20 protein-coding genes are annotated in these 20,206 nt (G+C 63.1%); all 20 read right to left on the bottom strand.

Annotated elements, in window-relative coordinates; genetic code table 11:
• Positions 1 to 235: 235 nt before the first annotated feature.
• On the bottom strand, positions 236 to 1,759 hold the full coding sequence (locus XcuCFBP2542_RS11705) for an FkbM family methyltransferase (protein ID WP_104603731.1): 1,524 nt from the start codon (positions 1,757 to 1,759) through the stop codon (positions 236 to 238).
• 62 nt (positions 1,760 to 1,821) lie between these two features.
• Entirely contained in the window at positions 1,822 to 2,445 is a 624-nt protein-coding gene (locus XcuCFBP2542_RS11700; protein WP_104603730.1) for an LbetaH domain-containing protein, read from the bottom strand.
• The gene (locus XcuCFBP2542_RS11695) at positions 2,435 to 3,580 is read right to left on the bottom strand and encodes an aromatic ring-hydroxylating oxygenase subunit alpha (RefSeq protein WP_104603729.1); all 1,146 of its coding nucleotides are present in this window, start codon (positions 3,578 to 3,580) and stop codon (positions 2,435 to 2,437) included. The genes XcuCFBP2542_RS11700 and XcuCFBP2542_RS11695 overlap by 11 nt, the downstream gene beginning before the upstream one ends.
• A gap of 14 nt (positions 3,581 to 3,594) precedes the next feature.
• Positions 3,595 to 4,260 carry a NeuD/PglB/VioB family sugar acetyltransferase gene (locus tag XcuCFBP2542_RS11690; RefSeq protein WP_104603728.1) on the bottom strand — a complete coding sequence of 222 codons (666 nt, stop codon included), beginning with the start codon at positions 4,258 to 4,260 and terminating at the stop codon, positions 3,595 to 3,597.
• The gene (locus XcuCFBP2542_RS11685) at positions 4,257 to 5,036 is read right to left on the bottom strand and encodes an SDR family NAD(P)-dependent oxidoreductase (protein WP_211293001.1); all 780 of its coding nucleotides are present in this window, start codon (positions 5,034 to 5,036) and stop codon (positions 4,257 to 4,259) included. The genes XcuCFBP2542_RS11690 and XcuCFBP2542_RS11685 overlap by 4 nt, the downstream gene beginning before the upstream one ends.
• Positions 5,033 to 5,794 (bottom strand): SDR family NAD(P)-dependent oxidoreductase, encoded by a 762-nt coding sequence (locus XcuCFBP2542_RS11680; RefSeq protein WP_104603727.1) that lies wholly within the window; start codon positions 5,792 to 5,794, stop codon positions 5,033 to 5,035. Before XcuCFBP2542_RS11680 ends, XcuCFBP2542_RS11685 begins: the two co-directional genes overlap by 4 nt.
• A 2-nt stretch (positions 5,795 to 5,796) precedes the next feature.
• Positions 5,797 to 6,837 (bottom strand): ketoacyl-ACP synthase III, encoded by a 1,041-nt coding sequence (locus XcuCFBP2542_RS11675; RefSeq protein ID WP_104603726.1) that lies wholly within the window; start codon positions 6,835 to 6,837, stop codon positions 5,797 to 5,799.
• Between the two features lie 5 nt (positions 6,838 to 6,842).
• Positions 6,843 to 7,067, bottom strand: a complete 225-nt coding sequence (locus tag XcuCFBP2542_RS11670; protein ID WP_104603725.1) for an acyl carrier protein — start codon at positions 7,065 to 7,067, stop codon at positions 6,843 to 6,845.
• A 64-nt stretch (positions 7,068 to 7,131) separates the two neighbouring features.
• Positions 7,132 to 8,241 (bottom strand): DegT/DnrJ/EryC1/StrS family aminotransferase, encoded by a 1,110-nt coding sequence (locus tag XcuCFBP2542_RS11665; RefSeq protein ID WP_104603724.1) that lies wholly within the window; start codon positions 8,239 to 8,241, stop codon positions 7,132 to 7,134.
• A 120-nt stretch (positions 8,242 to 8,361) separates the two neighbouring features.
• Positions 8,362 to 9,834: a sigma-54 dependent transcriptional regulator gene (locus XcuCFBP2542_RS11660; RefSeq protein ID WP_104603723.1), complete on the bottom strand. Its 1,473-nt coding sequence runs from the start codon at positions 9,832 to 9,834 to the stop codon at positions 8,362 to 8,364.
• On the bottom strand, positions 9,827 to 10,210 hold the full coding sequence (locus XcuCFBP2542_RS11655; RefSeq protein ID WP_016904817.1) for a response regulator: 384 nt from the start codon (positions 10,208 to 10,210) through the stop codon (positions 9,827 to 9,829). The genes XcuCFBP2542_RS11660 and XcuCFBP2542_RS11655 overlap by 8 nt, the downstream gene beginning before the upstream one ends.
• Positions 10,211 to 10,218: 8 nt before the next feature.
• The gene (gene rpoN / locus XcuCFBP2542_RS11650) at positions 10,219 to 11,622 is read right to left on the bottom strand and encodes an RNA polymerase factor sigma-54 (RefSeq protein WP_104603722.1); all 1,404 of its coding nucleotides are present in this window, start codon (positions 11,620 to 11,622) and stop codon (positions 10,219 to 10,221) included.
• 249 nt (positions 11,623 to 11,871) lie between these two features.
• A complete protein-coding gene (locus XcuCFBP2542_RS11645) occupies positions 11,872 to 12,504 on the bottom strand; it encodes a response regulator transcription factor (RefSeq protein WP_055854470.1) in 633 nt (210 codons plus the stop codon).
• Positions 12,505 to 12,573: 69 nt separating this feature from the next.
• Complete coding sequence (locus XcuCFBP2542_RS11640) at positions 12,574 to 13,140, bottom strand: PilZ domain-containing protein (RefSeq protein ID WP_104603721.1); 567 nt, start codon at positions 13,138 to 13,140, stop codon at positions 12,574 to 12,576.
• Positions 13,140 to 13,433, bottom strand: a complete 294-nt coding sequence (locus XcuCFBP2542_RS11635; RefSeq protein ID WP_104603739.1) for a hypothetical protein — start codon at positions 13,431 to 13,433, stop codon at positions 13,140 to 13,142. The genes XcuCFBP2542_RS11640 and XcuCFBP2542_RS11635 overlap by 1 nt, the downstream gene beginning before the upstream one ends.
• Before the next feature lie 8 nt (positions 13,434 to 13,441).
• Entirely contained in the window at positions 13,442 to 13,855 is a 414-nt protein-coding gene (gene fliS / locus XcuCFBP2542_RS11630) for a flagellar export chaperone FliS (protein WP_104603738.1), read from the bottom strand.
• A gap of 149 nt (positions 13,856 to 14,004) precedes the next feature.
• Complete coding sequence (fliD, locus tag XcuCFBP2542_RS11625) at positions 14,005 to 15,330, bottom strand: flagellar filament capping protein FliD (RefSeq protein ID WP_104603720.1); 1,326 nt, start codon at positions 15,328 to 15,330, stop codon at positions 14,005 to 14,007.
• A 270-nt stretch (positions 15,331 to 15,600) separates the two neighbouring features.
• Positions 15,601 to 16,800, bottom strand: a complete 1,200-nt coding sequence (locus XcuCFBP2542_RS11620; RefSeq protein WP_104603719.1) for a flagellin — start codon at positions 16,798 to 16,800, stop codon at positions 15,601 to 15,603.
• 316 nt (positions 16,801 to 17,116) lie between these two features.
• Entirely contained in the window at positions 17,117 to 18,322 is a 1,206-nt protein-coding gene (gene flgL, locus XcuCFBP2542_RS11615) for a flagellar hook-associated protein FlgL (protein ID WP_104603718.1), read from the bottom strand.
• Positions 18,322 to 20,196 (bottom strand): flagellar hook-associated protein FlgK, encoded by a 1,875-nt coding sequence (flgK, locus tag XcuCFBP2542_RS11610; RefSeq protein WP_104603717.1) that lies wholly within the window; start codon positions 20,194 to 20,196, stop codon positions 18,322 to 18,324. Before flgK ends, flgL begins: the two co-directional genes overlap by 1 nt.
• Between the last annotated feature and the right edge of the window lie 10 nt (positions 20,197 to 20,206).

Below are 20,206 nucleotides of genomic sequence, written 5' to 3'. Positions count from 1 at the left end.
TGTTCGACTTGAATCTTCAGTGGGCGGCCCATTTCGATGACTGTCTGTGATGAGATGGCACTATTATATCATTATGTAAACACCCTCTAAGGGACGTCTCGAAGAGTGACGTGCGTGCCGAGCCAAGATGCTACCCAGGAGAGTATAAGCTGGCAAGTCGAATTCTCTGACGTGTCGCCCGCCCGGCTCATGACGTTCATCGCGCTGTCTTTCCAAGTCGTGAATTTTCCTCGGCTCACTCCGCCCAGGGCGGCGGTGCAGCACCGGCCACAGGCGATGCATACAAAACGAGGTCGTAGTAGTGGCCGGGAGAGTGTTGGCGCAAACGGAAGTGATACCCATCCACCAATTTGTCCAGTTGCTCCACGATATCCAGTAAGTCCTGGGCGTAGTGGTAGACACAAATAGCCATACGGGGACGTTGGGTACGGATGAGCTGAGATGCGCCTTCCAGTGCCCTGGCTTCGAATCCTTCGATATCCAGCTTCAGAAACGTCAGTTTTTCCAATTCGTCGTCCAGGCGTGTAGTGGCCACGGAGATTCCGCCATCCGGCGATACATGACTGGAAACGGTGCCGGTCTCCTCGAAACGCAGCGTCGTATGCTCGTTGGAGATGGCTTTTTTGATGGCCTTGAAATTGTGCGGGGGAAGGGGAGGGGCACTCGCAATGTCCTCCAATTTCTGAAAGTTGATGCCATCGGGTTCAAAGGCTGTGATGCTTTCGTAGCGATAGCGGGATGCTTCTAGAAACTTGCGGACGATAGGGCCCTGGAAGGCGCCGCCATCACAGAAATGTTCACGCTGACCTAGCTGGAATGTGCTGCTGTCCGCGTATTCCGAAAAGTACTCGTTGATCGGCGTCGCCCAGCAGTCCAACAGAAGGCTGGAATCGTAGGTTAGGCGGAACAACAGGTTGCTGTAGAGCGTAAAGACACTGAAATCGTCGTCCAGCCGATCCGCGAAACGCAGAAATTCGTCCAGACGCAGAAGTGTCCGCTGACGGTAGACCTGGGCAGGCTCGTACACGGCGACCATCCCACAGTGCGCAACGGCCAGGCAGGCATCCACCCTCTCAATGCCTGCTTGCTCGCAGAGCTTGCGGGCCAAGCCAGATTCTCCCGGGCTGTAAGAAAAATCGATGGCCAGCGCCTGGGAATGCTGGGCTGCCTGTTCGATGAACTGGCGCGAACTCCAACGCGGCACTCCATGAATGGTGTCGCTGTCGCTTGGCTGGTCATCAACGGCCGCAATGACATGGCTGCGGCGCTGGACGATCTGTGGGCCATAAATGTTGCCAAGGCCCGAGCGCGGTTGGAGCAGAAAAAGGGGGCGCTGCTCGAAACGCGGGATCAGCGGATCAAGGGAAGGGGCAACGCTCAGTTGCTCAATGCCCGCGCTGGTGCAGAGGTCAGTTGCAAATGCCCGTCCGCGCGGGCTGCAGGAGAAATCGATAGCAATTGCATCGGCGTACTGGCCCGCCCTGGCGAGAAACTCCTGACTGCTCCAGCGCGGAGCGCCGTGGATGCGGTCCAGGTGGATGCTTTGGTCATCGATTGCGGCAACAACATGGTGCAGATCGGCAACGACTCTCGGGCCATGCACCATGCCTATATAGGACTCGGGAGCGACGAGGAAGACAGGGCGGCCGGCAATCGCGGGTAAGCGCGCCATGACGTCCTCCAGCGCAGGGCGCTCCTGCTCCGCAATACGTAGAATCCGTTGGCGAAGCTGCTCATTTCTTGAATTCATGAAGGTCATGTCCCGTAGGGATGATGGAGTCGGTTTTCATAGTGCGACAGGCGTGCGGCACAGCTCCTCCGTTATTGGCCGTAGACCAGGATGGGTTCGTCATAGCGGGTGTCGTACACCGTGCGGCTGGCCACGTCCCGGTCATACAGGCGTGGCCAGCCTAGTTCGCAGTGGCGGCCGATGCGGACGCCAGGTCCGACCATTGCTCCCATACGCAGGATGGCGTGCGCGCCGATCTCGGTGCCGTGGCCGATACTGACGCCGATGTCGCACCAACAGGAGGGGCGCAGATGCGCGCCAGCGCCGATGTTGACCCCGCTATGCAGCACGGTGTTGTAGTCGATACGGCTGCCCGTGCCAATCACCACGCCGTCGCCGATGAAGCAGTTACGGCCGATCACGGCATCGGCAGCGACCACGGCCGACGTGCTGACGAAAGGCTCCAGGCTAAAGCCGCGTGCCATCGCCAGCTGCATCAGCTCCATGCGCTTGAAGTTGCCGAAGCGTTCGTCGTAGGCAATGAACAATCTGTCCACAGCCGGGTCCAGGCCATCTAGCGCGTCCAGGTCGAAGCTGTAGTCGGTGCGTAGCGAAACCTCGATCCTGCGCACATCGACCCGCGGCTCGGCCTGCTTCCAGGCAGTGAAGACCTGCTCCAGGCAGATGCCGGTTCCGATGACGCATCTAGAGGCCATGTGCTGTTTCCATCAGTGTTGCGTACCAGCGCTCCACCAATCGGTTGGTGAACTCGTAGACCCCCTGGGTTGGCATCGGTGCGTCCATGTGCAGTGCTGATTGCACATGCTCCATGATCTCCACGTCTTCGCCTGTCACAAGCTGGCTGCCATGCATGTGCGAAAGCAGGTTCCAGCTGGAAAAGGCATAAGGCTTCTTCTTGCGCGTGGTGAACCAATAGATTTCCAGGTCGGTCCTGTCCGGGGCCACGGGGATGTGATGTTCCAGGGTGAAGGAATAGCCGCCATTGGGGCAGGCGATATGCATGTTGGGAAAAGCCAGCCAGTTGAAATAGGCGTCCTGTTCGCCCCAGCGCTCGACCATGTCATGGAATGGCATTGGCTTGGGCTTGCTGATCGGTGCGTCAGCGCCGGCCGAGCTGAAGCGGCGCATCTCCGCGCGTAGCCCGGTGGGGCTGGTGTCGGCCAGGGGACGGAGGCCTTCGGCCGCCAGTTCAGTATCGACGTAGGGGACAAAGTCGAATTCCCGGGCGAGGCTCTTGGGGTGGACAAAGCGCGGGTGATTGCCGTCGCGTAGGTTCTCGTACGCCAGCTTCCAGTTGAACTTGCAGTGCCATGTGGTGACCATCACCTCGCCGTCGTATAGGTTGGAGCTGCTTTCCAGCATGGAAATGAAGTGCGTGGGAAACTGTTCCTCGATTGGCATCGGGTCACTGTCCAGATTGACGAACAGCACGTTGCCGATCGCGTGCAGGGCAAATTCCCGCAGCCGCAGCTTTTGCTGTTCTGCCCGGCTTATGCGATACAGGGCCCGACATTCGGGGATGTTCTTGATCGCGCCGTCCTGGTCGTAGCTCCAAGCGTGGTAGGGGCATACCAGTGGACGTCGTCCGGTCGGCGTGGTCTGAAGCGGCGCGCTGCGGTGCAGACACACGTTCTCGAATGCGCGCAACTGGCCGTTGAAATTCTGGATGACCACCGGAATGCCGGCGATCTTGCGGGTGATGAAGTTGTTGTTCTCCGTCAGCAGGGCCTTTAGACCGGCGAAAAGCCAAACCTTGCGAAAAATCTTTTCCTGCTCACGGGCAAAAATCTCTGGTGACAGGTAGTACCTGGGGTGCATTCGCGAGCGCATAAGTCACTGTCTTGTCAAATGTCTTTCTGGAACACGATGCGGGCAGGATTGCCGAACACGCTGGCGCCGGCCGGCACGTCCTTGACCACGACCGCACCGGCGCCGACCACTGCACCGTCGCCGATGTGGATGCCGGGGATAATGGTGGCGTGCGGATGGATCGATACCTCGTTGCCAATCACCACGCCGCCGCCGATGAAGACGAAGCTGCCGATCTGCACGTAGTCGCCGATGTTGACCTCGTGCGCGATGATCGAGGTGGACAACACGGTGACGAACTCGCCAAGCCGGCTGCCCGAGCCGATGGAGACGCGCGAATCGAACACGCTGCCCCGACCGATGTAACCAACAGCTGCTTCGCGCGACGGAGGCGGGTGGAAGACAATAAAGTCCGCACCCTTTTCGATAAGCGCCCGGGCGTAGCGCCGTCTAGCTGCGGGGTTACCGATTGCGCAGATGAAGATGTCGCCTGCCACTGGTTGGTAGGTTGCAGGGTCTCCGACAATCGGCCAGCGTGAGGTGCCCTGCAGGTGCATGCGGTCATCCAGGAAACCCTTGATGTCCCATTCGACACCATGGGCCGGGTCTTCGTGATACGCCAGCGACGCGATGTCTCGTGCGAAACCGCCCGCGCCAATGATTAGCAGGTGAGAGGGTGTAGTGGGTATATCGGTAGTCATGCGAATTCCACCCCTCCATCCAGGCTGAAGGCCTGCCCGGTCACCTTGGTACTGGCGTCGGAAAGGAAATACAGGCACGCCAGCGCCACGTCTTCGGGTTGCCCGATGCCCAACGGGTAGCGCTTGCGGCTTTCCTCGAACCACGCCTTGTCTTCGTTGATTAACGAGGTCTCGACCAGCCCTGGGCATAGCGCGTTGGCGCGGATCTTCCGGCGAGCCAGTTCCAGCGCCAGCGGACGCAAGGTGCCGATCAGAGCGGCCTTCGATCCTGCGTAGGGGCCGACGCCGACCGTGCCAGTGAGCGCGGCGATGGACGATAGAAAGATCACCGAAGCGCCGGGCCGTAGTGACTGGCGTGCCAACAGATGCCGGGTCAACATGACGGGTGCGAGATAATTGATGTCCATGACCTCGCGTAAGAACTTTTCGCTGACCAATTTCATCGGCGCAAGCCCGCGAATGCCGGCGCTGTGAACTACCCCGTCAAGCGACTCGCAGTCGATGGCCAACTGCTGCAGTACGGTGGCATTGCTCAGGTCGCCAACGAACAAGCGATGGCCTTCGCCTGACAAGGATGCCAGCACAGCTTGCAGGCGTTGTTCGTCTCGTCCGGCAACGATCACACGCGCACCTGCACGTGCACAGGCCTGCGCAACGGCCTCGCCAATCCCTTTGGATGCACCGGTGACCAGAATCGTCTTGCCGGCCAGTCCAAATAGGGTGTGGAGCAGCGCTGAGGTATCGTCCTTGGAGGGCATGATGGTCTGGTTGCTCATAGGCGAATCGGTAAGGAGATCCCGCCGTCGATGGTCAATGTGCTCCGCGTGATCCAGCGGCTTGCGGCGGACAACAGATATGCCACGCCGTTTGCAACGTCGTTCGGGTCGATGCGTCCAAGTGGTGTCAGTCCGATCTTGTCATCCATATCCGCAGCGGCGCCCAACTTTTTCAGCATCGGTGTGTCGACATAGCCGGGCGCAATGCAGTTCGCACGGATGCCGTGCTTGGCTTGCTCAAGCGCGAGCGTGCGGACGGCCGCCTCCAATGCAGCCTTGGACGCAGCGTAGCCGGCAGCGGCCTGTGGTGCAGCGCGTGCAGATAGCGCGGAGACATAAACCAACGACGCGCCTTCGGCCAGCCGCCGTTTGAAGATCAACTGCTGCGTCAAGGTGATCGGCGCCAGATAATTTACCGAAAGCATGTGCTGCAGATGTTTTTCTGCAGCCATCCGAAACGGCACGAGTGCAGCAACGCCTGCGCATGAGGCAATGCCGTGATAGCGCTCGGATGCCTCCAGTAAGCGGACCCGAGTCTGTTCGTCGGTCAGGTCGCCGGCGATGACGCTATGGCCGCTACCAGCCAGATCGGCGGCCACCGCCTCCAAACGCTGCATGTCGCGACCGTTGAGCACCACGGTGGCGCCTAGCCGAGCGCACAAGGTGGCGACTGCCGTGCCGATACCCGAAGACGCACCAGTGACCAGGATGGTTCTATCGATCAGCCCGAATGCATCGGTCGAGGCGACTGCAGCCATGCTCACGACTCAATCAAATCAGGAAACACCGCACCCTCGATGTCCACAAGGCAGCTGCCCCACGACAGTCCGATGCCGAAACCGCACAGCAACACGCGCTTGCGGCCGGACTCGAGTTCCTTGTTGATGCGCGCAGTCATGGTCACAGGCAACGAGGCACCGCTGGTGTTGCCAAAGTCGCGCAGTGTGGAGGGCACCTTTTCCACCGGCAGGCCAAGCTTCTTGCGGATGGTCTCGTTGATCATGCGGTTGGCCTGGTGGAACACGAAGTAGTCCACCTCGTCCTTGGAGACGCCGGTGTAGTCGAGCAGTTTCTGCACCGCCGGCGGCACGCGCTGGGTAGAGAAACTCAGCACTGCAACACCGTCCAGAATCAGATCGGTCGCGCGGCGCCATGGGCCGTCGGGTTCTTCGCGGAACGGAATCAGGTGCTGCATGCTGACTGGCTCGCGGTGCCCGCCTACCGGCAGGATGATGGCCTTGTAGCCGCTCCCGTCGCTGTTGAGGTCGAAATACATCGGTGCTGCGTTCTGGTCGAACTCCAGCGCCGTGGCGGTACCGGAGTCGGAGAAGATCGGGTCTTCCAGATTGGCACTGCGGTCACCTACCAGCAGCAGACCTTTCTTGACGCCGCCGGCGGCGATCATCGAGCCGAGCAGGTTGATGCCGAACGGGTAGGCCGAGCAGCCCAGGTTGACGTCGAAGGCCACCGTGGCATGCGACAGGCCAAGCCTGTCCTGCAGGATGATGGCAGTGGCCGGGATCGGATAATCCGGCGACTGGGTCACCACGATCAGCGCATCGATTTCCTCGCGCTTCCATTGCAGGCGTTCCAGCAGCACTTCGGTCGCATCGAAGGCCATGTCCGAGAAGCACTGCCATTCCGAAGCCATGCGGCGTGTTTCAATCCCGATGTTGCGCACCAGGCGCTCGCGTTCGGAGCGGATCTGCGGCCGGCAATCGGTGAGATTGGACACGACCCGCTTCGGCACGCAGGTCGCCATGCCGGCAAAGCGAACATTGTGCAGCGTGGAGGTCGGCATGGTGCTTACGCCTCGGTCAGTTTGTAGAGATCGCCCACGGTGACGGCGGCACTGAGATCTTCGCCGGTGATGGTCTTGCCGTATTCCATGTCGAACATGACGATCACGCCCAGCGCCGCCAGCGAATCCCATTCCGGCAATTCCAGCAGCACGGTGTCCAGCGTGACCTCCACCGGTTCCTGGAAGTCGGTGGCGGAGAGGAAGTTCTCGATAAATGTTGCCTGGGTCATGCGATCTCGCCTGGTTGCCTGTTGAAGATGCGGGGGTCTGAGAACACGGTGCAGCGTGGTGCGGTCATGTGGCCTGTGCGCCGGCGATCAGGTCGGCGATGGTATCGACCTGATCGGCACTCAGGCCGGGAAAGATGGGTAAGCACAATACCTGCGCGGCGACCGAGCGCGCCACCGGTAGCCATGCCGGCGCGGAGGAGGGCAGCGCACGATACATCGGAAAATCGCTAATGAGCGGATAGAAATACCGTCTTACCAGAATGTCGTGTTCGCGCATCACCCGATACAGCGCATCGCGCGACAGCGGGTAATCGTCCTGTACCAGGATCGGGAAATAGGCGTAGTTGGCGCTGGACTGCGCCGAGCGCGCAACGCAGTGGATGCCGCGCACCTGGCCAAGCCGCTGCCGGTACTGTGCATCGATGGCACCGCGCTGCGCGATGGCCTGGTCGATGTGCTTGAGCTGCAGCAGGCCGAAGGCCGCGCTGATCTCGTTCATCTTGCCATTGATGCCCGGTGCCACCACCGTGGTTTCGTCCACGAAGCCGAAGTTCTTCAAATGGCCGATGCGCTGGTAGGTCTTTTCGTCCGGGCAGACGATCGCGCCACCTTCGAAGGTGTTGAACACCTTGGTGGCATGAAAGCTCAGCACGCTCAGGTCGCCGTGACGTAGGATCGAGCCGCCGTCATCGCGCACTCCGAAGGCATGCGCGGCGTCGTAGATGACCTTGAGGTTGTAGATGTCGGCGATGCGGGTGATGGCGCTGGTGTCGCAGGCGGTGCCGTAGCAATGCACCGGCATGATGGCGGTGGTCTGCGGGGTGATGGCTGCTTCGATCTTGGACGGGTCCATGTTGAGCGTCACCGGGTCGATGTCCACGAATACCGGGGTGATGCTCTTCCACAGCAGCGAGTGCGCGGTGGCCACGAACGAGTAGGGCGTGGTGATGACTTCGCCGGTGATGCGCAAGGCCTGCAGGGCGGTAATCAGCGCGGTGGTGCCATTGGTCAGCAGCGCCAGATGCGGTACGCCCAGGTAATCGCACAACGCCCTCTCAAGCGCGTGATGCATCTCGCCGCCGTTGCTGACGATGCGGCTGCTCCAGATCCGCTCCAGGTAGGGCAGGAATTCTTCCAGCGGCGGCAGCAGCGGACTGGTGACGGGGATGGGCATCAATGCCTCGCTGGTGCGGGTGGAAGTCGGGGTTGCGTTGCAGCCGGAGGCTGCGTCACGCACTGCACTTGCCGAAGCAAGCGCCATGCCAGCAATCGAGCACCTGACGCGCTGATGCGCTCAGTTCGCCAGCTCGGTCTGCTCGCGGTCGATGCCGTACTTGCGCAGCTTTTCCACCAGGGTGGTACGGCGCAATCCTAGAAGCTGCGCCGCGTGGGCAACTACGCCCTGGGTGCGCTCCAACGCCTCGTTGATGAGCGCCAGCTCGATGGTGGCCATGTGGCCGCGCAGATCGATGCCATCGTCGGGCAGGCTGCCTGCCGGCGCGGGCTCGGCGTCTGCAACGGGTTGCAGCGTCACCACATTACCGGGCAGCTGGCTGGGCTCTGCCGGTCCGGCCAGCGTCTGTGCCAGCTCGACCGGAACGGCGGTGGCGAAATCGCCGCGGTACCGTGCCGGCAGGTCCTGCACGCGCACCAGCCCGCCGGGGTGCAGCACCGCCAGGCGCTCCACCAGGTTGGTCAGCTCGCGCACGTTGCCGGGCCAGTCGTAGCTGCGCAGCGCCTGCAATGCTTCATCGGCGAAGCGCACCTCGCCGCGGCCGGTGCGTGCCAGCTGGCCGGCAATGGTCTGCACCAGGATGGCCAGGTCGTCCACGCGCTCGCGCAGGGCGGGCATCTCGATCGGGAACACGTTGAGGCGGTAGAACAAGTCCTCGCGGAACTGGCCGTCGCTGATGCGGGCTTCCAGGTTGCGGTGGGTGGCGGCAATGACGCGCACGTTGCAGCGAATGGTCTGGCCGCCACCGACGCGCTCGAAGCTGCGCTCCTGCAGCACGCGCAGCAGTTTCACCTGCATCGGCAGGCTCATGTCGCCGATCTCGTCCAACAGCAGGGTGCCGCCTTCCGCCATCTCGAAGCGGCCCTTGCGCGCACTCAAGGCGCCGGTGAACGCGCCTTTCTCGTGGCCGAAGAGTTCGCTTTCCAGCAGGTCCGGCGGGATCGCGCCGCAGTTGATGGCCACGAACGGCCCGTCGCGGCGCGGCGAGTGTTGATGGATGGCGCGCGCGACCACTTCCTTGCCGGTTCCGGACTCACCCAGCACCAGCACGGTGGTATCGAACGCGGCCACCTGGTCGATCAAGCGGCGCAAGCGGACGACCGCCTCGCTATTGCCGGTGGGGCCGCTATCCTGCTGCACGCCGGCCTGGTGCTCGGCATCCAGGCGCTTGAGGCTGGCACGGCGCAGCAAGGCTTCCAGTTGCGCATGCCGCAGGGGGGTGTCCAGCGCCCACACATTGGCCTCGTGCAGGCCGTGGGCCTGGGCGAATGCGCTCGGGCTGCCTTCCATCAGCAACACGGGTGGCTGCAGCTTGGCATCGGCCAGCCAGTCGAAGAACTTGTCGGCCTGGTCGGCATCCTGTGCCGAGCCCACCATCACCGCCATCCATTCGTCGTGGCGATGCCGGCCAGGATTGATGTCGGCGCCATCGGTGACCCAGCGCGGATTGAAGTCCATGAATTCGAGCAGCGAGACGGTGCGCTCGGCGCGCACGGCGTCGCTGTCGATCAGCAGAATGCGGGACTCACTCATTCCTGGCTCCTTCCGTCAGGCCCTCCAGGATTGGCATGACTTCCTGGATGTAGGACAGCTTGCTGACGAAATTGTCAGCACCCGCGCGTAGAGCGTGTTCACGATGCTCGGCGTCGTCGAAATGGCTTGCGATGACAATATACGGTGGATCGTCCTGCGTCTTGATGAGCCGGGTCGCCTGCAGGCCGCCCATCTCCGGCATGGCTAGGTCCATCAGCACCACGTTGGGGCGCAGCGACTCAGAGCGCTCGATCGCTTCCAGTCCATTGGCGGCACTGCCCACGATGTCGAGCCACTCCACCTTGCGAAAATGACGCATCGCAGCGTTGATGAAGCCCTCGTGGTCGTCGACCAGCAGCACGGTGAGTTTGCTCATAGTAGTCCTTATCCCGCTCGCGCAAGCAGCGGTTTGTTGGTGCGGCGGCGCTCGCGGGCCGGGGCGATATCCAGTTGTTCGCGGTACTTGGCCACAGTTCGGCGCGCAATATTAACGCCCTGACGCGAGAGCAGGGTCGCGATGGCCTCGTCGGCCAGTGGCCGGCCGGCCGGTTCGTTCTCGATCAGGCGGCGCACCATGGCCTTGACCGCCTGGCCGGAGACGCTGGCGCCTTCCAGGCGCACGGCGAAGAAGTGCTTGAGTTCGAAGGTGCCGCGCGGGGTCTGCAGGTACTTGCCGGTGGTGATGCGCGAAATCGTCGATTCGTGCATGCCGATCTCGTCGGCGATTTCCTTCAGCGTCAGCGGTGCCATGGCTTCTTCGCCACGGGCCAGGAAGGCGGCCTGCCGTTCGACGATGGCGCGGGTGGCGCGCAGCAAGGTTTCGTAGCGCATCGACAGGCCGCGAGTGAGCCAGCGTGCCTCCTGCAGCATGTCGCGCAGCGGCTGTGCGGCGTCGCCGGCCTCGGCGAGGGCACGCTCGTGTACCGGATTGATGCTGACCCGGTGCGTGGTGGCCGGATTGAGCGCCACCCGCCAGCTGCCGTCGGCATGCCAGGCGAGCACGTCCGGGATCACGCTGGCGTTGCTTTCCTGCAGCAGGTCGTCACCCGGGCGCGGTTGCAGCGACAGGATCAACCGCACCGCTTCGCGCGCATCGTCCACCTCGGCGTCGTGCGCGCGTGCCAGCCGTGCGTAATCGTGGCTGGCCAGCAGGTCCAGATCGCCGGCCAGGATGCGCGCGGCCAGGTGGCGGGCCGGTACGCGGCCGGGCAGGGCGCCGAGCTGGGCCAGCAGGCATTCGCGCAGGTCGCAGGCGGCCAGCCCGGCCGGGTCGCCGTGCAGCAGGCGTTGGCGGATCGCTTCGACGGCGTGCACGGTCATCCCCAACCGCGTGGCGCCCAGCTGCTGCAGTGTCGTCAGTGCATCGCTCAGGTAACCGGCGTCATCGGTATGCTCCAGCCAGAACGCGGCGGCCCCCAATGCGGCCTCGTCCAGATCCAGCGCCAGCTCGCGCAGGATGCGCACATGCGGGTCGGTGGAATCGCCGGCAGCCACGCGCTGCATGCGGTCCTCGTCGCCATCGTTCCAACTGCTGCTCTGCACGTCCCACATCGTGCTTTCCGGCAGTTCGTCGAACGCGGCAACATCGGTGGCGCCATCGTCGCTGGTGGTGGCCTCGTCCCCGTTATCGGCCAGCTCCTCCAACTCCAGCAACGGATTGGTTTCCAACGCGCGACGAATTTCCAGTTCCAACTGCATGCCGTCCAATTGCAGCAGACGGATCGACTGCAGCAGCTGCGGGGTGAGGTGCAGTTGCTGGCCAAGCTGGGCGGAAATGGTCGTCTTCATGGAAGCGCTTCCGATGGGCGCTGCAGCCAGCAGCGATGGAACGCATCTTGCAGGACTTCGCGACGGGTTTCTAATCAGGGAGTGGTGTGAGACCACTCATGATTTTCCTGACATGCTGTCGGGAAATGCCTGACATTTTCAGCGGACTCAAGCGTGCCCGCCGGAATTACGTCACTGTTTTCGCGCGCAACGCAGATGAGCGCGGTTTCATCCTGCTGACCGCTGTCGCAACGGCCGCAGGCGCAGTGGTCAGACCAGCTCGTTGTGGTGTTTCGCTGCCAGCAGCACCAGGTCGTTGGCGCGCCGGCAGCCCAGCGATTCCATCATGCGCGCACGGTGGGTTTCCACGGTCTTGACGCTGATACCCAGATCGGCCGCAATTTCCTTGTTGCTCTGGCCACGCCCGATCTCGCGCAGGATCTCGCGCTGGCGTGGTGACAGGGCGGCGATGCCCACCGGCTTCTCACGGCCCAGCATCGGCGCAATCATCTTGGAGGAGATCTGCGGGCTCAAAAACACCTGCCCGGCGGCGGCGGCGCGCAGCGCCAGTTCCAGTTCGAGTGGCGCCGCATCCTTGACCACGAAACCCACCGCGCCACGGTCGAGTGCGTCGCGCACGTGTACGGGGTCGTCGTGCATGGACATCATCACCACATGCGTGCGCGGCGCGGCGCGCAGCACATCGGTCATGGCATCCAGGCCGCTGCGGCCAGGTAGCGACAGGTCCATCAGCACCAGATCCGGGCGATGCAGGGAGGTCATGTCCAGTGCCTGCTGTGCATTGCTCGCCTCGGCGACGACATCAATGCCGGCAAAAGTTTGCAACAGCCTGGACAGGCCGGCGCGGACTAGGGTGTGATCGTCGACGATGATGACTCGCACGGCGCAGAAGAGACCTCTTTCGGTTGAGTCCACCTTAGCTGACCCGGCGCCCGCCGCCAACTGGGTCGATCAGCGCTGACGACGCGCCTCGGCAACCTCACGGCGGTGCAGGCGGAACAGATGGCGCTCCAGCGCATCCAGAAGACCTGGTGCCAGTGGTGCGAAGCGTAGCCAGAGCCAGTCATCATGGCCGTCGCTCGCGCTTGCCACGACCTGCGCCGGAAGCTGTACGAGTTCAGGAAGCCAGTCGGAAGGCTGCAGGCAAACCACGCCCTCGGTGCCCGCTGCGTGGGCAGTTGCGCAGTTGAGCCGAATTCCGCGCACCGACCAATGCACCATGTTCTGGATCAGGCCGCTATTGCCCTGGCGGACCAGGCGGCCGATCAGCGCCAGCATCAGATCGAGCTTGGCGTCCATGCGCTGCACCAGTAGCGGCAATTCGCCGCGGTCTTCACCAAGCTCTTCGCTGCGCAGATCCTCCACCTGGGCCAGGCTGCGCAACAGGGTTTCTGCGGCGCTGTGCGCGCCTGCGTCGCCGCCGGCGCGGAAGCCGGCCGGCAGGCGCAGTTGGCAGCTGAGCGTGTCGGAGAACAGCTCGGCCTCGGCCGCTGGCGCGAGTGTGCCGAGCGTGGGCATCAAATCCGCCCGACCCGTGCGTAGGCGCGGCTGGCCGAGGACGAGGTGCGCTGTGCACGGATCAGTTCCAGCAACTTGCGCTGACGTTCGCGCATCATCCGCATCAGGTCCTGATGCATGGTCAGCAGCGTCTGCAGCGCATCGCGATCGCGATCCAGGTCCACATGCTGCGCGAACTCGTGCAGATGCCGGTCGTGGTTGTCCAGCAGATGCGGCATGACCTCGAACTCCTCGTTGGCCATGGCACTGCGGAGATCGGCCATTTCGGCCTGGAGACTTTGCACGCTATGCATGGCCGGGCTCACGAGACGGCTGACAGGCCGCGTTGTTCAAGGGGGATGGAGTTCCACGCCGAGTCGATTTCGCTGAGCAACTCCAGCGCCTCGGTCAATGCAGATTCGTCGTTGTGCAGGTTGGCCGCAGTCAACCGCTGCATCACGTAGTCGTACAGGGCCGACAGGTTGCCGGCGATCTCGCCGCCGGCTTCGTGATCGAGTGAGCCATTCAAGTGGCCAACGATCGCGCATGCCTCGCCGATCGCCTTGCCCTTGCGTGCCTGGTCGCCCTGCGCCAGACAGGCCTGGGCCAGACGAATGCGCTGGCAGGCGCCGGCAAACAGCAACGACACCAGCTTGTGCGGGTCGGCTTCGGTGACGCTGGTGGAGACGCCGACCTTGCGGTACTGCTCGGCGTACTGACGATTTGAACCGTACATGGGTGCTTCCTCAATGGGCTGGCCGTTGCTGATCCCGGAGCGTTGCGCTTGTGCGACGACGCTCCTGCCGACCGGCAGGACCGGAATCACGGCAGGCTCTTGTTGTATCGGCAATACCCTTGCGGGACTTGAGGATCGCCGTCACGGAATCAGTTTGTCAGCAGGCTGCTGAGCGAGCTGGTGCTGCTTTGCAACTTGCTGATCATGGTTTCCATCGCGGTGAACTGCGCGGTGTAGCGGTCGCTGAGTTTTTCCATGCGCGCATCGAGATCGTCCAGGTCCGATTCGTAGCCCTTGATGGTCTTGTTCAAGCTGTCCGAACGCAGGGTCAGCGTGCCGTTGGTGACGTTGACGTTGCTGTCCAGCAGCTTGGTCAGGGTGCCGCCGAACTTGCTGTCCTTGCCAAATACCTCGGCCGCCGCGCCGCCATCGGAGGCGATGGCGGTATCGAACTTGGCGCCGTCGAAACTCATTACGCCATCCTTGTCGATGGTCAGGCCGAGTGCCTTGAGTTCGTTGACGTTGCCGCTGACCTGGCCGCGCAGCTGTTGCTGCAGGCTGCGCACCAGCGAATCGCCGGTCAGCGCGGAGGCGGTCCTGGTGGTGGCGTCGTAGCTACTGCTTTTCGCCAGCAATGTGTTGGCCGTGTTGTAGGCAGCGGCGAACGCGGTGAGATTGCCCTTGAGGCCGCTGGTGTCGGCCGCGACGCCGAGGTTGAACTTGGTGCCTTCGGCGGCCTTGGTGAGGTTGAGTACCACGCCGGGCACGATGTCGGTGACGGTGTTGGAGCTGGAGGTGCGTTCGAAGCCGTCCACGCGCACCAGCGCATCGGCCGCGGCGACGGTCTGGTTCAGCCCGCCGGTGACGCCGGGGCCGAAGGTGAGGGCGCTCAGGCTAGGGTCGCTGGCGCTGACGGTCAGCGCGCCCTTGGTGCCCGAATCCACCGCATTGAAGACCAGGTGCTGGCCGTCGTTGGCGGTGACCACGCTGGCGGTGACGCCCTTGCCGCCAGCGGCCTTGTTGATGGCGGCGGCGATATCGGTGAGCTTGTCGGTGCCGCTGATGTCCACGGTGACGGTGTTTTCGCCATAGCCGATCGTCAATGTTCCACTACCGACCGTGGCATCGGCAGTGAACGCGCCGGAGGCCAGCTTTTGCGCGGTCGCCAGCGACACCACTTCCACCGAATAGTTGCCCGGCGCCGCCGAACTGGTGGTAGTGGCGGTGAAGCCGGCATCGGTCGGCACCGTGGCCTTGTAGGCATTGGTGTCGGCGCTGCTGATGACTTTGTCCAGCGCAGACTTGAGCGTGGTCATGCTGCTCTTGATCTGGCTGATCGCCGACAACTGCGTGGTCGCGGCGGTGCCGGCTTTGTTAATGCGCGCCTGCTCCGGGTCTTTCTGCCGGGATACCAGAGTGGACACCACCGTTGGGATGTCCAGACCGGAGCCGGAAGTGCTGATCACCGATGCCATGTTGCATTCCTCGTGTGGGCGTCCGAAACAGACGGACGCATGGGATTACGTGACGGGTATCGGCCGCATCCGCGAGGACTTTAGCGGCAGCGACAGGTCACGCTCGCGGGAAGTGATGATGCAAGTTCCATACCTGCTCAGGGCCGGGCCTGCGTCAAAAATCCTGCCCGGGCCACTGTGGCATGGCAGCGGACACAAAAAAGCCCCTCCGAAGAGGGGCTTTGGACGGCTGCGGAACGCTGCCGTATTGCGGCGGCAGCTGGCTGCAAGTTACTGCAGCAGGCTCAGCACGTTCTGCGGAACCGACTTGGCCTGGGCCAGCATCGCGGTACCGGCCTGCTGCAGGATCTGCGTGCGGGTCAGTTCGGCGGTTTCCTTGGCGTAGTCGGTATCGCGGATACGGCTACGCGAGGCCGACAGGTTTTCCGAGGTTGCGCTCAGGTTGGCGATGGTGGAGGTGAAGCGGTTCTGCACCGCACCCATGTCGGCGCGCGAGGAGTTGACCGCGGTCAGCGCCTTGTCGACGATTTCCAGGGCCTTCTGCGAGCCGGAGAACGTGGAGATGTCCAGGCTGCTCAGGGTCGAAACGGCGGAGCCGGAAGCGGCCGACGCGGTGGTGATGCCGGCGCCAACGGTGATGCCAGTGGCGCTGGAGGTGCCAGCCGACAGCGAGGTGAAGTCCTGGCCAGCCTTCAGTGATTCGATCTGCACCGTACCGTCGGTCTTGATCGAGGCGTACATGCCGGTCTGGTCCAGCTTGTCGTTGATCGCCGCAGCAACCTTCTTGTTGACGTCGGCAGCGGTGTCGCCGGAAGCGACCTTGACGTCGGCGATGGTGACGCTCTTGGCAGCGCCGCTGGCATCGTTGAACGCCAGGCTGATACCGGTGACCGAACCAGAAGCGGTGGCGGTGCCGGTGACGCCGGCAGCAGAGACCGCAGCAGCAAACCGGGCCTTGCCCAGCGAATCGACGTTGGCGTCGACGATGCTGTTGATGCCGATGGTCTGGCCAGCGTCGGCACCGACCTGGAACAGCGCGCCGGAGAAGTCGCCGTTCAACAGCTTGGTGCCGTTGAAGTTGGTCTGGTTGGCAACGCGGTCGATTTCGGCGGTGAGCTGCTTGACTTCGGAGTTCAGCGCGTCACGGTCGGTGGACGAGTTGGTGGCGTTGGACGACTGCACCGACAGCTCGCGGATACGCTGCAGGTTGCTGCCGATTTCCACCATCGCGCCTTCGGCGGTCTGGGCCAGCGAGATGCCGTCGTTGGCGTTGCGCGAGGCCACGTCCAGGCCGCGGATCTGCGTGGTGAAGCGTTCGGAAATCGCCAGACCGGCGGCGTCGTCCCTGGCGCTGTTGATGCGCAGGCCCGACGACAGACGCTGGATACTCGTCGACATGCTGGCGCTGCTGGTGTTGAGGTTCCGCTGAGCGTTCAGCGACATTACGTTGGTGTTGATGACCTGTGCCATTTGATTTCTCCTAAGCGATTTTTCCGGCAAGGGGGCTTGCCTGGATTCTCCGCAGGGGGGCCATCAAGTTGGCCGTTGCCGCTGCTGAGATGGATAACGGCGTTGTATCGGGAACCTTTAGCGGATATCGGCGTTTTTTTATCGCTTTTCCGCTTCGGGACAAGAGGCAGGAACGTTGTGTAGCAAGGGCGGCGATAGATCCGGCGGCACCCTGTCGATCTTTAGACTTGGTATAACCCTGAAATAATAAATACCGTCCTTCCACGCGACCCGGGCCGCGCGGGAGCGAACAAAACGCAGGGTGTCCTGCGCAAATTCAGCGGATCAAATTAAACAACGACGACGATTGCATCTGCTGAAAAATCGTTTGAGCGGCCTGCAACGAGGCCTTCTCGAGTTGGTACTGCCCGATCGCCGAGGCGTAGTCCAGATCGCGGATCGACGACAGGGTGGTCTTGAGCGTGACTTCATTGGATTCGAGCAAGGAGTTGGCGTTGTCAATTGCTGACAACTGCGCGCCACCGGAGGCGCGCGCATCGATCATCTTGGAGGACGCCTGCGCGATATCGCGCATCGACGACTGCAAGGTGTTGATCATCGATGCCTTTTGCGGCGGGGTCAGGGTGTCCGAGTTGAGTGCGCCGACTAGGTCGTCGATGGTGGAGAACACGTCCTTGGTGCTGGAGGCGCCAATCTGGAAACTATCCCCCACCGCCGGTGCGCCGCTGATGCGCATGCGCACGCCGGCCGCGTTGATGTCTTCGCCATCTTTATAGGTGCCGGTGCTGACCACCGCATTGGTGCTGTCGCGCACTTCATAGGTGTTGGCGGCGGTGAACTGCACGCTGTAGCTGCTGCCATTCCAGCTGCCGGTGCTGGCGTCGCGGCTGAAATCCAGCAGCAACCCGGTGCCGGTATTGGCGGCGTTGGCGTGCGCGTCCACGGTGCCGTCGCCGGTGCGGATGCGCATGAAGATTTCGCTGCCGGGCAGGGTGTCGCTGACAAAGGTGTCCGGCGCCACTTCCACCTGTTTCTGGGTCTGGTCGCCGTTGTAGGTGACGCTGCCACTGCTCTTGATGAACGGTGCGCTGCCGTCGGCCGTGCCGCCGAACAGGTAGCGCCCGGTGCCGTCGGTGCTGTTGGCCAGGCTGACCATGCTGTCGCGCAGGGCGGTCAGCTCCGAGGCGATCGCCTTGCGATCGTCGGGGCTGAGCGAGGAATTGTTGGCCTGCACCGCTAATTCGGTGACGCGCGCCATTTTGTCGCCGGCCTGGGTCAGGGCGTTTTCCTGCAGGCCCAGGCGGTTCTGCACGTTGTTGGCGTTTTCGCCGAAGCGGGTGATTGCTGCCAGCGCGCGATCCAGGCCCACGGCGGTACCGGCAGCGACCGGGTCGTCCTTGGCGGTGACCAGGCGCTGGCCGCTGGACAGCTGCGATTCGAGCTGGTTCAGCCGCGCCTGCTTGGCCCCCATCGAGGCGACCGACTGGCTGTACATCATGCTGGTGGAGATACGGTCAGTCATCAGCGTACGGCGCCCAGGATGGCTTGGAAGATGGTGTCGGCGGTGGAAATCATCTGTGCAGCGGCCTGGTAGGCCTGCTGCAGCTTCAGCATGTTGGCGGCTTCCTCATCGAGGTTGACGCCAGAAATCGAGTCGCGGCTGGCCTGCGCCTGGTCATTGATGACCTTCTGCGCATCGGCCGAATAACTGGCTGCACGCGCCGCCGACCCCACCGACGTGGTCAGGCCCGACAGCGCGCCGTTGAGCGTGACCGTGCCGCCGTTGAGCGCCTTGGCGTCTTCGACCTTGGCCAATAACTTGGCGTTGCCGTTGTCGCTGGAGCCGGCACCCATCGGGCCGACGCCGAAGGTATCGCCGGCTTTGGGCGCGCCATCCAGCGCAAAACTCCAGCCATTGGCGCTGATGGTCTGGCCGGCGGTGTAGGCGAACGGCCCGGTGCCATCGATGGTGTACTGGTTGGCGTCGATGAACTCCACCGAGGAGGGGGTCAGCAGCGCCGGGTTCTGCGCATTGGTGACCTTGACGTCGCTGATCTTGCCCGAGCCTAAGTTGGCGACGGTGGCGGTGGCCTTGACCGGCGTTGCCGCAGCAATGCGCGACGGGTCGGTGATGGCCACCGACAAGGTGCCGGCGAGCCCGGCAGTGGGTTGCAGCAGGAACTTGTCGCCGTTGGCTGGCGTGCCGCCGACCACCATGCTGACGCCATTGAGCACCAGTGGGTTGGCTGCGGTGCCGGTGCCGGTCATCGGCACGGCCGAGCCGGTGCTGGCGTTGGTGGCCTTCCAGTTGGTGCCATCGAAACTGAGCGTGACGTTCTGCCCATCCACCGCGCTCATGTTGCTGAAAGTGGCGCTCAGGGAGGCACTACCGGTGTTGTTCGGGTTGGCGGCAGTGGTGGGCGAGCCGATGTTGAAGAAATTGCCGCCCATCGCGCCGTACAGGTCCATGCCTTGCGCGTGACCGGCGTTGAATGTGCTGGCCATGCCCACCGCCAGACGGCCGAGTTCGGCCTGGGTCGGCTCCAGCACGCTGCTACGGAACTCCAGCAGGCCGCCGATCTGCCCGCCCAGCGAATTGGCGCTGAGGCTGACGTTCTGGCCCTGGGTCTGCATCGCCACCTGCAGCTTGGTCGGCTGGTACGGGTCGGCGACGGTGGTGAGCTTGGCCGAGGTGGTTCCCACCACCAGCGGCTGACCGCCGGCGGTGAAAACGTTCATGAAGCCGCCGTCCTGCATCACCGCGGTGCCGCCGGTGTAGCTCACTAACTTGGTCACCAGCGCGTCGCGCTGGTCGAGCATGTCCGGCGCTGCATTCTGGGCACTGTTGCCGATGGCGCCATTGATCTTGGCGATCTGCTGCGTCAAACGGTTGACCTCGTCCACCGATGAGGTCAGGCCGCTGTTGACCTCATTGCTCAGGCTGTCCATCTGCCCGTTGAGCTGTTTGAAGCGCGTCGCGAGCGAGTTGCCGCTGTCGAGCATGCTCTGGCGTTCGGCAGTGGAGGAGGCATTGGAAGACAGTGCGCTGGTGGAGTCGAAGAAGTTCGACCACAGCCCGGCCACGTTGGTGGCAGTGTTGGAGTACAGCGCATCCACGCGGTTGGACAGCGAGGACAGCTGCTGCAGGCGCGAGAGTTCGCCGCCGCTGTCGAGCAGGCGCGAAATGGCCAGCTGGTCGGCCACCCGGCCCACGTCGGTGATCTTGGCGCCATTGCCCACGAACGCGTAGCCCATGTCGGTGGGCGTGCGCGTTGCAAATTCCACACGTTGGCGGCTGTAGCCTTCGGTATTGATGTTGGCGACGTTGTGGCTCACGGTCGACAACGCCCGTTGGAAGGCGATCAGTGCGCTGGTCCCGGTGGACATGATGGACATGGGCGACTAC

Origin of the sequence: Xanthomonas cucurbitae (assembly GCF_002939885.1) — a bacterium.
GTDB classification, from domain to species: domain Bacteria; phylum Pseudomonadota; class Gammaproteobacteria; order Xanthomonadales; family Xanthomonadaceae; genus Xanthomonas; species Xanthomonas cucurbitae.
Note: the sequence above shows the minus strand (reverse complement) of the source record. Positions and strands in the feature narration are given on the sequence as shown.

What these genes read in the sequence shown, in the direction of transcription:
- XcuCFBP2542_RS11705 (WP_104603731.1), bottom strand. Translation starts at nt 1,759, where the DNA reads ATGACCTTCATGAATTCAAGAAATGAGCAGCTTCGCCAACGGATTCTA.
- XcuCFBP2542_RS11635 (WP_104603739.1), bottom strand. Translation starts at nt 13,433, where the DNA reads ATGCATAGCGTGCAAAGTCTCCAGGCCGAAATGGCCGATCTCCGCAGT.
- XcuCFBP2542_RS11620 (WP_104603719.1), bottom strand. Translation starts at nt 16,800, where the DNA reads ATGGCACAGGTCATCAACACCAACGTAATGTCGCTGAACGCTCAGCGG.
- XcuCFBP2542_RS11660 (WP_104603723.1), bottom strand. Translation starts at nt 9,834, where the DNA reads ATGAGTGAGTCCCGCATTCTGCTGATCGACAGCGACGCCGTGCGCGCC.
- XcuCFBP2542_RS11680 (WP_104603727.1), bottom strand. Translation starts at nt 5,794, where the DNA reads ATGGCTGCAGTCGCCTCGACCGATGCATTCGGGCTGATCGATAGAACC.
- rpoN (WP_104603722.1), bottom strand. Translation starts at nt 11,622, where the DNA reads ATGAAGACGACCATTTCCGCCCAGCTTGGCCAGCAACTGCACCTCACC.
- XcuCFBP2542_RS11655 (WP_016904817.1), bottom strand. Translation starts at nt 10,210, where the DNA reads ATGAGCAAACTCACCGTGCTGCTGGTCGACGACCACGAGGGCTTCATC.
- flgL (WP_104603718.1), bottom strand. Translation starts at nt 18,322, where the DNA reads ATGACTGACCGTATCTCCACCAGCATGATGTACAGCCAGTCGGTCGCC.
- XcuCFBP2542_RS11695 (WP_104603729.1), bottom strand. Translation starts at nt 3,580, where the DNA reads ATGCGCTCGCGAATGCACCCCAGGTACTACCTGTCACCAGAGATTTTT.
- flgK (WP_104603717.1), bottom strand. Translation starts at nt 20,196, where the DNA reads ATGTCCATCATGTCCACCGGGACCAGCGCACTGATCGCCTTCCAACGG.
- XcuCFBP2542_RS11675 (WP_104603726.1), bottom strand. Translation starts at nt 6,837, where the DNA reads ATGCCGACCTCCACGCTGCACAATGTTCGCTTTGCCGGCATGGCGACC.
- XcuCFBP2542_RS11670 (WP_104603725.1), bottom strand. Translation starts at nt 7,067, where the DNA reads ATGACCCAGGCAACATTTATCGAGAACTTCCTCTCCGCCACCGACTTC.
- XcuCFBP2542_RS11700 (WP_104603730.1), bottom strand. Translation starts at nt 2,445, where the DNA reads ATGGCCTCTAGATGCGTCATCGGAACCGGCATCTGCCTGGAGCAGGTC.
- XcuCFBP2542_RS11665 (WP_104603724.1), bottom strand. Translation starts at nt 8,241, where the DNA reads ATGCCCATCCCCGTCACCAGTCCGCTGCTGCCGCCGCTGGAAGAATTC.
- XcuCFBP2542_RS11640 (WP_104603721.1), bottom strand. Translation starts at nt 13,140, where the DNA reads ATGCCCACGCTCGGCACACTCGCGCCAGCGGCCGAGGCCGAGCTGTTC.
- fliS (WP_104603738.1), bottom strand. Translation starts at nt 13,855, where the DNA reads ATGTACGGTTCAAATCGTCAGTACGCCGAGCAGTACCGCAAGGTCGGC.
- fliD (WP_104603720.1), bottom strand. Translation starts at nt 15,330, where the DNA reads ATGGCATCGGTGATCAGCACTTCCGGCTCCGGTCTGGACATCCCAACG.
- XcuCFBP2542_RS11690 (WP_104603728.1), bottom strand. Translation starts at nt 4,260, where the DNA reads ATGACTACCGATATACCCACTACACCCTCTCACCTGCTAATCATTGGC.
- XcuCFBP2542_RS11685 (WP_211293001.1), bottom strand. Translation starts at nt 5,036, where the DNA reads ATGAGCAACCAGACCATCATGCCCTCCAAGGACGATACCTCAGCGCTG.